This window comes from Enterobacter sp. MGH 16, from assembly GCF_000493175.1.
Lineage (GTDB): Bacteria > Pseudomonadota > Gammaproteobacteria > Enterobacterales > Enterobacteriaceae > Enterobacter > Enterobacter roggenkampii.
Genome location: NZ_KI535695.1, coordinates 694,157 through 707,728 on the forward strand (window position 1 = coordinate 694,157; position 13,572 = coordinate 707,728).

The window sequence follows — 13,572 nt, forward strand, 5'->3', positions numbered from 1 at the left end:
ATTGACGGTGATATTACACCAGAGAGGTTCATTCTCCGCGCGGGTGTGACAAAATAGCGGTTTTGCAGTTAGCGAGTGGAACTCTCCCAATGCGGGATCGCAATTTTGATGACATCGCGGAAAAGTTTTCGCGCAACATTTATGGCACCACGAAAGGGCAGCTCCGTCAGACGATCCTCTGGCAGGATCTGGACACCATTCTGGCTACCTTTGGTGGTCAAACGTTGCGCGTGCTGGATGCCGGAGGCGGTGAAGGGCAGACGGCCATAAAAATGGCGGAACGCGGTCATCACGTCACGCTTTGCGATCTTTCTGCTGAAATGGTCGCCCGCGCGACGCGTGCGGCAGAAGAGAAAGGTGTGAGCGACAACATGCATTTTATACAATGCGCCGCTCAGGACATCGCACAGCATTTGGAAACCCAGGTTGATCTGATATTGTTTCATGCGGTGCTGGAGTGGGTTGCCGATCCGCTAAGCGTGTTACAAACCCTGTGGTCGATGTTGCGCCCGGGCGGCACGCTGTCGTTGATGTTCTACAATGCTAACGGCTTCCTGATGCACAACATGGTTGCGGGAAACTTCGACTATGTTCAGGTCGGGATGCCCAAAAAGAAAAAACGCACGCTTTCCCCGGACTATCCGCGCGATCCACAGCAGGTCTATGGCTGGCTGGAAGCGATTGGCTGGCAGATTGTCGGGAAGACGGGCGTCAGGGTGTTTCATGATTATCTGCGTGAAAAACACAAACAGCGTGACTGTTTTGACACCTTAACAGAATTGGAAACGCGGTATTGCCGCCAGGAGCCTTTTGTCAGCCTTGGCCGCTATATTCACGTCACCGCGCACAAGCCGCAGATGCAAGGATAACCTATGAGTGAATTTTCCCAGACAGTCCCCGAACTGGTTGCCTGGGCCAGGAAAAACGATTTCTCCATCTCGCTGCCGGTAGACAGACTCTCTTTCCTGCTGGCGGTCGCCACGCTGAACGGCGAGCGGCTGGATGGGGAAATGAGCGAGGGTGAACTGGTGGACGCGTTCCGCCATGTCAGTGATGCGTTTGAGCAAACCAGCGAAACCATTAGCGTGCGTGCCAACAACGCAATCAACGATATGGTGCGTCAACGTCTGCTGAACCGCTTTACCAGCGAGCAGGCGGAAGGAAACGCCATCTATCGCCTGACGCCACTGGGCATCGGCATCACCGATTACTACATTCGCCAGCGCGAATTTTCCACGCTGCGTCTGTCCATGCAGCTGTCGATCGTGGCCGGTGAGCTTAAGCGCGCCGCCGATGCGGCAGATGAAGACGGTGACGAATTCCACTGGCACCGAAACGTCTATGCACCGCTGAAATACTCGGTGGCGGAAATCTTCGACAGTATCGATCTGACCCAGCGCCTGATGGACGAACAGCAGCAGCAGGTCAAAGACGATATCGCACAGCTGCTGAATAAAGACTGGCGTGCAGCCATCTCCAGCTGTGAACTTCTGCTGTCAGAAACCTCCGGTACGCTGCGTGAGCTGCAGGATACGCTGGAAGCCGCAGGGGATAAGCTGCAGGCGAACCTGCTGCGCATCCAGGACGCGACGCTGGCACACGACGATCTGCACTTTATCGATCGTTTAGTGTTCGACCTGCAGAGCAAACTGGACCGCATCATCAGCTGGGGCCAGCAGTCGATCGACCTGTGGATTGGCTACGACCGACACGTGCATAAATTTATTCGTACCGCGATCGATATGGATAAAAACCGCGTCTTTGCCCAGCGTCTGCGCCAGTCGGTGCAGACCTATTTCGATGCGCCATGGGCGCTGACCTACGCCAATGCCGATCGTCTGCTGGATATGCGCGACGAAGAGATGGCATTGCGTGATGAAGAGGTAACCGGTGAGCTGCCGCCGGATCTGGAATACGAAGAATTTAACGAAATTCGCGAGCAGCTTGCGGCGATGATCGAAGAACAGCTCGCGGTCTACAAAACCAGACAAGCTCCGCTGGATCTGGGGCTCGTGGTGCGCGACTATCTGGCGCAATATCCTCGCGCGCGCCACTTCGACGTTGCCCGCATTGTGGTAGACCAGGCTGTTCGCCTGGGTATCGCGCAAGCCGATTTCACCGGACTGCCGCCGAAGTGGCAGCCAATTAACGATTACGGAGCCAAGGTACAGGCGCATGTCATTGACAAATATTGAACAAGTGATGCCGGTTAAGCTGGCACAGGCGCTGGCGAATCCGTTATTTCCGGCGCTGGACAGCCAGCTGCGTGCCGGTCGTCACATTGGCTTAGACGAGCTGGATAATCACGCCTTTTTGATGGACTTCCAGGAGTACCTGGAAGAGTTTTACGCCCGCTACAACGTGGAGCTTATCCGCGCGCCGGAAGGGTTTTTCTACCTGCGCCCGCGCTCCACGACGCTGATTCCGCGTTCCGTGCTCTCCGAGCTGGATATGATGGTCGGCAAAATTCTCTGCTACCTCTACCTCAGCCCGGAACGTCTGGCGAATGAAGGGATCTTCACCCAGCAGGAACTTTACGACGAGCTGTTGACGCTGGCAGATGAGAGCAAGCTGCTCAAGCTGGTGAACAACCGCTCCACGGGGTCGGATCTCGACCGTCAGAAACTACAGGAAAAAGTCCGCTCTTCCCTGAACCGTCTGCGTCGTCTGGGGATGGTCTGGTTTATGGGTCACGACAGCAGCAAATTCCGCATTACGGAATCTGTCTTCCGCTTCGGCGCCGACGTGCGTGCGGGCGATGACGCGCGTGAAGCGCAGCTTCGCATGATCCGCGACGGTGAAGCGATGCCGGTGGAAAACCATTTGCAGCTCAATGATGAGCATGAAGAGAATCTGCCGGATAGCGGGGAGGAAGAGTAATGATTGAACGCGGTAAATTTCGCTCACTGACGCTGATTAACTGGAACGGCTTCTTTGCCCGAACGTTCGATCTGGATGAGCTGGTCACGACGCTCTCCGGCGGTAACGGGGCGGGTAAATCCACCACCATGGCGGCCTTTGTCACGGCGCTGATCCCTGACCTGACGCTGCTTCACTTCCGTAACACCACCGAAGCGGGGGCCACAAGCGGTTCCCGTGATAAAGGTCTGCACGGGAAGCTGAAGGCCGGCGTCTGTTATTCGGTTCTGGACGTCATTAACTCCCGCCATCAGCGCGTGGTGGTGGGCGTGCGCCTGCAGCAGGTTGCCGGTCGCGACCGTAAAGTCGACATTAAACCGTTCGCCATCCAGGGGCTGCCAACGTCTGTACAGCCGACGGCGCTGCTGACGGAAACCCTGAACGAGCGCCAGGCGCGCGTGCTGACGCTGCAGGAGCTGAAAGATAAGCTCGAAGCGATCGAAGGCGTGCAGTTCAAACAGTTCAACTCGATTACAGACTACCACTCGCTGATGTTCGATCTCGGCGTGGTGGCGCGTCGTCTGCGTACCGCATCAGACCGTAGCAAATACTACCGCCTGATCGAAGCGTCCCTGTACGGCGGTATCTCCAGCGCCATTACCCGCTCCCTGCGCGACTACCTCCTGCCGGAAAACAGCGGGGTGCGTAAGGCCTTCCAGGACATGGAGGCGGCGCTGCGTGAAAACCGCATGACGCTGGAAGCGATTCGCGTGACCCAGTCTGACCGCGATCTGTTTAAACACCTGATCAGCGAAGCCACTAACTACGTGGCGGCGGACTACATGCGCCACGCCAACGAGCGCCGCGTCCACCTCGATCAGGCATTAGAATACCGCCGCGAGCTGTTTACCTCCCGCAAACAGCTGGTGGCCGAGCAGTACAAGCACGTCGAAATGGCGCGCGAGCTCGGTGAGCACAACGGTGCTGAAGGTGACCTGGAAGCCGATTACCAGGCCGCCAGCGATCACCTGAACCTGGTGCAGACCGCGCTGCGTCAGCAGGAGAAAATCGAGCGCTATGAAGCGGACCTCGACGAGCTGCAAATTCGTCTTGAAGAGCAAAATGAAGTGGTGGCCGAAGCCGCCGAGATGCAGGAAGAGAACGAAGCCCGCGCCGAAGCGGCCGAGCTGGAAGTGGATGAGCTGAAAAGCCAGCTTGCCGATTACCAGCAGGCGCTGGACGTGCAGCAGACGCGTGCGATCCAGTACACCCAGGCACTGCAGGCCTTACAGCGCGCGAAAGAGCTGTGCCATCTGCCTGACCTGACGCCGGAAAGCGCCGACGAGTGGCTGGATACCTTCCAGGCCAAAGAGCAGGAAGCCACTGAGAAACTGCTGTCCCTCGAACAGAAAATGAGCGTCGCCCAAACGGCGCACAGCCAGTTTGAGCAGGCCTATCAGCTGGTTGTGGCGATTAACGGCCCGCTGGCGCGTAACGAAGCCTGGGACGTTGCCCGCGAGCTGCTGCGTGACGGCGTGAACCAGCGCCATCTGGCCGAGCAGGTTCAGCCGCTGCGTATGCGTCTGAACGAGCTGGAACAGCGCCTGCGCGAGCAGCAGGAGGCCGAGCGTCTGCTGGCCGAATTCTGCAAGCGTCAGGGCAAACATTACGATTTTGACGAGCTTGAGGCCCTGCATCAGGAGCTCGAGGCGCGTATCGCTGCGCTTTCAGACACAGTCTCCAGCGCCAGTGAACAGCGTATGACCCTGCGTCAGGAGCTGGAACAGCTGCAGTCCCGTTCGCAAGCGCTTCTGCAGCGTGCACCGGTCTGGCTGGCGGCCCAGAGCAGCCTTAACCAGCTCAGCGAACAGTGCGGCGAGCAGTTTGAATCCAGTCAGGAAGTGACCGAATACCTGCAGCAGCTGCTGGAGCGCGAGCGCGAAGCCATTGTTGAGCGTGATGAAGTCGGCACGCGCAAGCGTGAAGTCGACGAAGAAATTGAGCGCTTAAGCCAGCCGGGCGGTGCGGAAGACCCGCGTCTCAATGCCCTGGCGGAGCGTTTTGGTGGCGTACTGCTGTCTGAGATTTACGACGATGTCGGCCTGGACGATGCGCCTTACTTCTCGGCACTGTATGGCCCGTCGCGTAACGCGATCGTGGTGCCGGATTTGTCGCTGATTTCTGAGCAGCTTGCCGGTCTGGAAGATTGCCCGGAAGATCTCTACCTGATCGAAGGGGATCCGCAGTCGTTCGATGACAGCGTGTTCAGCGTCGACGAGCTGGAAAAAGCGGTGGTGGTGAAAATCGCCGACCGTCAGTGGCGCTATTCCCGCTTCCCGGAACTGCCGCTGTTTGGCCGCGCCGCGCGTGAAAGCCGCATCGAAAGCCTGCACGCCGAGCGTGAGACGCTGTCTGAACGTTTTGCGACGCTGTCGTTTGACGTGCAGAAAACCCAGCGCCTTCATCAGGCGTTTAGCCGCTTTATCGGCAGCCATCTGGCCGTGGCCTTCGAAGCCGACCCGGAAGCCGAAATTCGCAAGCTCAATACTCGCCGTGGCGAGCTGGAGCGGGCGATTGCCAGTCATGAAAGCGACAACCAGCAGAGTCGCGTCCAGTTCGAGCAGGCGAAAGAGGGCGTCGCGGCCCTTAACCGTATTCTGCCGCGCCTGAATCTGCTGGCAGACGACACGCTGGCCGACCGCGTGGATGAGATCCAGGAGCGTCTGGATGAAGCGCAGGAAGCCGCGCGCTTCGTGCAGCAGCACGGCAATCAGCTGGCGAAGCTGGAGCCGGTTGTCTCTGTCCTGCAGAGTGACCCGGAACAGTTCGAGCAGTTAAAAGAAGACTATGCCTGGTCGCAGCAGGTGCAGCGCGAAGCGCGTCAGCAGGCGTTTGCCCTGACGGAAGTGGTGCAGCGTCGCGCCCATTTCGGCTACTCCGATTCGGCGGAAATGCTGAGCGGTAACAGCGATCTGAATGAAAAGCTGCGTCAGCGCCTTGAGCAGGCGGAAGCGGAGCGTACCCGCGCCCGCGAAGCGATGCGCAGCCACTCCACTCAGCTGAACCAGTACAACCAGGTGCTGGCCTCGCTGAAAAGCTCCTTCGACACCAAGAAAGAGCTGTTAAACGACCTGCAGAAAGAGCTTCAGGACATCGGCGTTCGTGCCGACAGCGGGGCGGAAGAGCGCGCGCGCATTCGTCGTGACGAGCTGCATGCTCAGCTCAGCAACAACCGCGCGCGTCGCAATCAGCTGGAAAAAGCGCTCACCTTCTGCGAAGCAGAAATGGATAACCTGACCCGTCGCCTGCGCAAGCTGGAGCGCGACTACTTTGAGATGCGCGAGCAGGTCGTGACCGCGAAGGCGGGCTGGTGCGCGGTAATGCGCATGGTGAAAGACAATAACGTTGAGCGTCGTCTGCACCGTCGCGAGCTGGCGTATCTCTCTGCCGATGAGCTGCGTTCCATGTCGGATAAGGCGCTGGGTGCGCTGCGTCTGGCGGTGGCGGATAACGAACACCTGCGCGATGTCCTGCGTATGTCAGAAGATCCGAAACGCCCTGAACGTAAAATCCAGTTCTTCGTGGCGGTTTACCAGCACCTGCGCGAGCGTATTCGTCAGGACATTATCCGTACCGACGATCCGGTCGAAGCCATTGAGCAGATGGAAATCGAGCTGGGGCGCCTGACGGAAGAGCTGACTTCTCGCGAGCAGAAGCTGGCGATCAGCTCCCGCAGCGTGGCGAATATCATCCGCAAAACCATTCAGCGCGAGCAGAACCGTATCCGCCAGCTGAACCAGGGTCTGCAGAACGTGTCGTTTGGCCAGGTGAACAGCGTGCGCCTCAACGTCAACGTGCGTGAAGCCCACGCGACGCTGCTGGAAGTGCTGTCTGAGCAGCACGAGCAGCACCAGGATCTGTTCAACAGCAACCGTCTGACTTTCTCCGAAGCGCTGGCGAAACTGTATCAGCGCCTGAACCCGCAGATTGATATGGGACAGCGTACGCCGCAAACCATCGGGGAAGAGCTGCTGGATTACCGTAACTACCTGGAAATGGAGGTAGAGGTAAACCGTGGCTCCGACGGCTGGCTGCGTGCGGAATCCGGGGCGCTCTCTACCGGTGAAGCGATCGGTACCGGGATGTCAATTCTGGTGATGGTGGTACAGAGTTGGGAAGACGAAGCGCGCCGCCTGCGCGGCAAAGATATCTCCCCATGCCGACTGCTGTTCCTGGATGAGGCGGCGCGTCTTGATGCGCGCTCCATTGCCACGCTGTTTGAGCTCTGCGAACGTCTCGATATGCAGCTTATCATTGCCGCACCGGAGAACATCAGCCCTGAAAAAGGGACAACCTACAAGCTGGTGCGTAAAGTGTTCCAGAACAGCGAGCACGTTCACGTTGTCGGGCTGCGAGGCTTTGCGCCGCAGCCGCCGGAGTCACTGCCGGAAACCACGGCGGACGCTTCCTGAAGTGTCTTCTGACCCGAAGCGGCGCTCTGGCGCCGCTTTTTTTTTAAACTTAACTTGTGCTTAGGGCTGCGTTATCTTTAAACTTCTTTACATAAGGTAAGGCAACAGCTTAGCCGTCTACCTATAATGAAAGAAAGCCCCAACGTGATGGGCATGTCGTGAAAACAGGGGGCAAGGGATGTTGCTTAAGAAAAAATGTGGTCGTCAGCTGTCGGCGCTAAGTTTATGTCTGGCAGTGATGTTTGCTCCACTGTTAACCGCCCAGGCCGACGAGCCTGAAATTGTGCCAACTGACAGCTCGGCAACGACGGGCGCGCAGCCTACGTCGTTGTCCCAGCCGCTGGAGCAATCTCCGGCGACGGCGATCATGGCCGGTATTAAGCCGCTGCCGGAAGGCATCGACGCCGAATCGCTCAGCCAGCAGCTGCAGTCGGGGCTGCCGTCAGGCTACACGCCTGTCTATCTCAATCAGCTCACGCTGCTTTATGCTGCCCGCGATATGAAACCGATGTGGGAAAACCGCGATGCCGTGCGCGCCTTCCAGCAACAGCTGGCGGAGGTCGCAATTGCAGGGTTTCAGCCGCAGTTTACAAAGTGGGTTGAGCTGTTAACCGATCCTGCCGTAACAGGGCAGGCGAGAGATGTGGTGCTTTCCGATGCCATGATGGGTTACCTGCAGTTCGTGGCGGGTATTCCGGTCAATGGCAACCGCTGGCTTTACAGCGATAAGCCGTATAAGCTCGCGACGCCAGCGCTGTCGGTGATTAACCAGTGGCAGTTAGCCCTCGATAATGGCGAACTGCCGCGCTTTATTGCCAGCCTCGCACCGGCGCATCCACAATACGCCACGCTTCACCAGTCTCTCCTCGCGCTGGTGGGCGACTCGCGCCCATGGCCGCAGATGCGCGGCACCGCGACGCTGCGTCCGGGGCAGTGGAGTAGCGATGTGCCTGCTCTGCGCGAGATCCTGACGCGCTCGGGTCTTCTTGAAGGCGGGCCACATATCGCCCTGCCAGGCGACGATCCGCAAAACGCGGCGGTCAGCCCGTCAGCGCCCGTGAAAGAGAAAAAAGCGATTGCCGTCAGCAATAAACCCGCAGCATACGATCGCGAGCTGGTTGCGGCAGTGAAGCAATTCCAGGCCGCTCAGGGGCTGGGAGCCGATGGCGTCATTGGCCAGACGACGCGAGACTGGCTGAACGTATCGCCTGCGCAGCGGGCAGGGGTGCTGGCGCTCAATATCCAGCGTTTGCGCCTGCTGCCGGGAACCCTCTCTACCGGCATTATGGTTAACATTCCGGCGTATTCCCTGGTCTATTACCAGGACGGTAGCGAAAAACTGGCGTCGCGCGTGATTGTCGGGCGTCCGGATCGCAAAACACCGATGATGAGCAGCGCGCTCAATAACGTAGTCGTTAACCCGCCGTGGAACGTGCCGCCGACGCTGGCGCGTAAAGACATTCTGCCGAAGGTCTGGAACGATCCGGGTTATCTGGAACGTCATGGCTATACGGTGATGCGTGGATGGAACAGTAAAGAGGCTATCGATCCTTATATGGTCGACTGGTCGACAATCACGGCGTCAAACCTGCCGTTCCGTTTCCAGCAGGCACCGGGGGCGCATAACTCTTTAGGGCGTTACAAATTCAATATGCCGAGTTCTGACGCTATCTATCTGCACGATACGCCGAACCACAACCTGTTCCAGAAAGATACGCGCGCGCTGAGTTCTGGCTGCGTGCGCGTGAACAAAGCCTCGGAGCTGGCCAATATGCTGCTGCAGGATGCAGGGTGGAACGATACGCGCATTTCGGATGCCCTGAAACAAGGGGATACGCGTTACGTTAATATTCGGCACAATATTCCGGTCAATCTTTACTATATGACGGCGTTTGTGGGCGAAGACGGGCGGACTCAGTACCGTACAGATATTTACAATTATGATCTCACCGCGCGATCCGGCGCACAAATTTTGCCAAAAGCGGAACAATTAATCAGGTAAATGAAGCAGTTCGGGAAAAATGATTGTCGTAAGTTAGGGTGAATAAGGGGCTATATCGCTGCAAGCCGCGTATTCACTGGGGTTGGGCGCCTTGACGTACTCGGTTTTGCCAGTTAAGGTGCCCTTCGTGCGCTAAGCATATTACGATTTCTTTTACCTGTAGACCTGATTATCATGGACAAATTTGACGCTAATCGCCGCAAACTGCTGGCGTTAGGTGGTGTTGCGCTTGGCGCAGCGGCCATCTTGCCGACGCCAGCATTTGCCACCCTCTCGACACCTCGTCCGCGAGTTTTAACGCTCAACAATCTTCATACCGGTGAGTCGCTAAAAGCGGAGTTCTTCGATGGCAGAGGCTATATTCAGGATGAATTAGCAAGACTTAACCATTTTTTCCGTGATTTCCGCGCGAATAAAATAAAAGCCATCGATCCAGGACTGTTTGATCAGCTTTACCGCCTTCAGGGCCTGCTGGGCACCAGCAAGCCGGTGCAGCTTATTTCTGGTTATCGCTCTGTTGATACCAATAATGAACTGCGTGCCCACAGTCGTGGGGTAGCGAAAAAAAGCTATCACACGAAGGGACAGGCAATGGATTTCCATATTGAGGGCGTTTCGTTAGCCAATATTCGCAAAGCTGCGTTATCTATGCGCGCAGGTGGTGTAGGATATTACCCCAGCAGCAACTTTGTGCATATTGATACCGGTCCGGTTCGGCACTGGTAATAACGAAACACAGGAGCAGTATGAACTATCGTATTATTCCGGTTACCGCGTTCTCCCAGAATTGTTCACTCATCTGGTGCGAACAGACTAAACTGGCCGCGCTTGTCGATCCCGGCGGTGACGCTGAGAAGATCAAGCAGGAAGTCGCCGACAGCGGCGTGACGCTTATGCAGATTTTACTGACGCATGGTCACCTCGACCATGTGGGCGCAGCGGCTGAACTGGCTGAACACTACGGCGTGCCGATTGTCGGTCCGGAAAAAGAAGATGAGTTCTGGCTACAGGGGTTACCCGCCCAAAGCCGCATGTTTGGCCTGGATGAGTGTCAGCCCCTGACGCCCGATCGCTGGCTGAACGAAGGAGAGCGCGTTAGCATAGGGAATGTGACTTTACAGGTGTTGCATTGTCCTGGGCATACGCCAGGCCATATCGTCTTCTTTGATGACCAGTCTCGTCTGCTGATCTCCGGCGATGTGATTTTCAAAGGTGGCGTAGGACGCAGCGATTTTCCGCGCGGCGATCACGGGCAGCTGATTCAGTCGATAAAACAGAAGTTATTGCCGCTGGGTGATGATGTGACGTTTATCCCTGGGCACGGTCCGATGTCGACGCTGGGCTATGAACGGCTCCATAATCCGTTCCTTCAGGATGAGATGCCTGTCTGGTAACCCGAATAAAAAAAGCCTGCATAATGCAGGCTTTTTTATGGGCGCAAATTACAGTACGGCGACAATAGCTTCGCACAGCGGCGCCATGTTGTCAGGCGTCATGCCTGCAACGTTCACGCGGCCAGACGCCACGGCGTACACGCCGAATTCTTCACGCAGACGCAGAACCTGCTCTTTGGTCAGGCCGCTGAACGAGAACATGCCGTTCTGTTTGATGATAAAGCTGAAGTCGCGGTCCGCGCCTTTCTCCGCCAGGGTGTTCACAAACAGCAGGCGCATGCGCTGAATACGCTGACGCATATCGTTCAGCTCTTGTTCCCAGATGGCGCGCAGCGCATCGTTGCTCAGGATAGTCGCAACAACAGAGGCACCGTGTGCCGGCGGGTTAGAGTAGTTAGCGCGGATAACGGATTTCATCTGGCTGAACGCGCGATCGACGGTCTCATCGTTAGTCGCAACCAGCGTACAGGCACCTACACGCTCATTGTACAGACCAAAGTTCTTGGAGTAGGAGCTTGCAACGATCAGCTCCTGATGCACCGCGGCGAACGCGCGCAGGCCTTCGGCATCTTCTTCCAGACCACGGGCGAAGCCCTGGTAGGCAAAGTCAAACAGCGGCAGCCAGCCTTTTTCTACGGACAGCTTCGCCAGATGTTCCCACTGCTCAAGCGTTGGATCGATACCGGTTGGGTTGTGGCAGCAGCCGTGGAACAGCACCACGTCACCCGCCTGCGCTTCGCTCAGGCTTGCCAGCAGGCCGTCAAAGTCCAGAGAGTGGTTTGCTGCGTCGTAGTAGGCGTATTCACGCACTTCCAGACCCGCAGAGTTAAATACGCTCTTGTGGTTCGGCCAGCTTGGATTGCTTACCCAGACACGCTTCACAGAGGTGTTTTTCGCAAGGAAATCCGCCGCCACGCGCAGCGCGCCGGTACCGCCCGGGGTCTGTGCCGTACGGGCACGTTTGTCACTCACAATTGCACTGCCTTTACCGAACAGCAGCTCCTGGGTGCAGCGACCAAATTCAGGGATACCATCAATACCGAGGTAGTTTTTGGTGGTTTCGTTTTCCAGCAGATACTGCTCAGCTTTCTTAACGCTGGTCAGTACCGGAGTTTTGCCGGTTTCATCTTTATATACACCAATACCCAGGTTGATTTTGCCAGGGCGGTCGTCGGCACGAAACAGATCGGCCAGGCCCAGAATCGGGTCGGCAGGAGCGGCGGTAATGTTCTCAAACATGACGAAGTTCCATTGTGATTACAGAAGTGAAATCCGCTATCAGGTTAACGGTAGATTTACAAAATGCCAACCGTTTGCGACGAAAAGCGTGCGGCTTTTCAAAAGTCGCCATTATTTTCTGTCAGGCATAAAAAAACAGGGCCGAAGCCCTGTTCATTAAGCATATAACAAAGTGGTGTACTGATTAGAACTGGTAGACGAGACCCAGTGCTACAGTGTCATCGTTGTTGATGCCCAGTTTGTTGTCATCTTTCAGCTGGTTGATCTGGTAGTCAACATAGGTGGACATGTTTTTGTTGAAGTAGTAAGTCGCGCCAACTTCGATGTAGTTGATGAAATCTTCATCACCAATGCCTTCTACGTCTTTCGCTTTAGATTTGTAGTAAGCGATGGATGGACGCAGACCGAAGTCGAACTGATACTGAGCGACAACAGAGAAGTCCTGAGATTTGTTAGCGAAACCGTTGCTGCTCAAACGCGCGGCGTTGTGCATTTCGCCGTACAGCGCTGCCAGGTAGATGTTGTTTGCGTCATACTTCAGGCCAGTTGCCCACTGCTCAGCTTTATCGCCTTTACCCCAGTCCAGTTTTTGCTGGCTGTTGGTACGGTCAGCTGCGCCGTATGCACCCACAACGCCAAAGCCTTCGAAATCATAGCTGACTGAGGTTGCCCAGCCGTCACCGTTAGAACGTACTGCATCATCACGGTCATTTTTGCCCAGGTACTGAACGCCAAAGTTCAGACCGTCAACCAGGCCGAAGAAGCCGCTGTTACGGTAAGTCGCCAGACCACCATTACGGCTGGAGAAGAAGTTATCGCTCTTGCCAGTGTCGCCACCCCATTCTGGCAGCATATCGGTGATGCCGATTGCATCGTACACCAGGCCATAGTTACGACCGTAGTCGAAGGAGCCTGCATCACCGAATTTCAGACCTGCGAACGCCAGACGGGTTTTATTACCGCTCTGAGCATCGGCGCCTTCGGAGTTGTTACCCTGGAAGTTGTATTCCCACTGGCCATAACCGGTCAGCTGGTCGTTGATTTTCGTTTCGCCTTTGAAGCCCAGACGAGCGTAAGTCTGGTCGCCATCGTTGCCAGCATAGTCAGAGAAGTAATGCAGACCAACCGCTTTCCCGTAAAGATCCAGTTTATTAGAGTCTTTGTTATAGATTTCTGCAGCGTTGGCTGCACCGGCTACCAGCAGGGCAGGGATTACCACTGCCAGAATATTGCGCTTCATCATTATTTATTACCCTCATTGGTTTTTTTATGACACTCGCCACTGCCGTCAATAAATTCTGTCAATAAATATTTCCGGAACTATTGATGAGAGTTTGGTGTCTTTATGTATCTGACAGGCATCTTTCCATTCGCCGAAGCGTTTCGCTAGCCTGAAAGTGCTACAAATCTCAAGATTGAGTAACCAAAAGAAAATATATGTAACCAAATGTGTATTTTTGGGAACTTTGTGAACCACCTCAAACTTCAGAACGCCTTGGTGAATTAAGCGACAGCATCTATCCTATATATATGAATTCCTTATGATTAATTTGGATAAAGGCAATTCATATAAACAGACGATAAACGACTCGTTTTTTCTTATGAC

The 13,572-nt window shown here is 55.9% G+C and carries 9 protein-coding genes; 7 read left to right on the forward strand and 2 right to left on the reverse strand.

Going from position 1 to position 13,572, the window contains the following annotated elements; translation table 11 throughout:
- The first annotated feature begins 89 nt into the window (after nucleotides 1-89).
- From cmoM to L362_RS19420, 7 genes are all read left to right on the forward strand, one after another.
- Nucleotides 90-869 (forward strand): tRNA uridine 5-oxyacetic acid(34) methyltransferase CmoM, encoded by a 780-nt coding sequence (cmoM, locus tag L362_RS19450; protein ID WP_008499956.1) that lies wholly within the window; start codon nucleotides 90-92, stop codon nucleotides 867-869.
- 3 nt (nucleotides 870-872) lie between these two features.
- Complete coding sequence (gene mukF, locus L362_RS19445; RefSeq protein WP_008499955.1) at nucleotides 873-2,195, forward strand: chromosome partition protein MukF; 1,323 nt, start codon at nucleotides 873-875, stop codon at nucleotides 2,193-2,195.
- On the forward strand, nucleotides 2,176-2,880 hold the full coding sequence (mukE, locus tag L362_RS19440; RefSeq protein ID WP_008499954.1) for a chromosome partition protein MukE: 705 nt from the start codon (nucleotides 2,176-2,178) through the stop codon (nucleotides 2,878-2,880). The genes mukF and mukE overlap by 20 nt, the downstream gene beginning before the upstream one ends.
- Entirely contained in the window at nucleotides 2,880-7,331 is a 4,452-nt protein-coding gene (mukB, locus tag L362_RS19435; protein ID WP_023343688.1) for a chromosome partition protein MukB, read from the forward strand. Before mukE ends, mukB begins: the two co-directional genes overlap by 1 nt.
- Nucleotides 7,332-7,509: 178 nt before the next feature.
- Complete coding sequence (ldtD, locus tag L362_RS19430) at nucleotides 7,510-9,333, forward strand: L,D-transpeptidase (RefSeq protein ID WP_023343689.1); 1,824 nt, start codon at nucleotides 7,510-7,512, stop codon at nucleotides 9,331-9,333.
- A 174-nt stretch (nucleotides 9,334-9,507) separates the two neighbouring features.
- On the forward strand, nucleotides 9,508-10,059 hold the full coding sequence (locus L362_RS19425) for a peptidoglycan L,D-endopeptidase MepK (RefSeq protein WP_008499951.1): 552 nt from the start codon (nucleotides 9,508-9,510) through the stop codon (nucleotides 10,057-10,059).
- Nucleotides 10,060-10,079: 20 nt separating this feature from the next.
- A complete protein-coding gene (locus tag L362_RS19420) occupies nucleotides 10,080-10,727 on the forward strand; it encodes an MBL fold metallo-hydrolase (protein ID WP_008499950.1) in 648 nt (215 codons plus the stop codon).
- 48 nt (nucleotides 10,728-10,775) lie between these two features.
- Here L362_RS19420 and L362_RS19415 read toward each other — a convergent pair whose 3' ends face one another.
- Nucleotides 10,776-11,966 carry an amino acid aminotransferase gene (locus L362_RS19415; RefSeq protein WP_023343690.1) on the reverse strand — a complete coding sequence of 397 codons (1,191 nt, stop codon included), beginning with the start codon at nucleotides 11,964-11,966 and terminating at the stop codon, nucleotides 10,776-10,778.
- Between the two features lie 184 nt (nucleotides 11,967-12,150).
- Nucleotides 12,151-13,209, reverse strand: coding sequence for a porin OmpF (gene ompF, locus L362_RS19410; RefSeq protein WP_023343691.1), 1,059 nt, complete (start codon nucleotides 13,207-13,209; stop codon nucleotides 12,151-12,153).
- Between the last annotated feature and the right edge of the window lie 363 nt (nucleotides 13,210-13,572).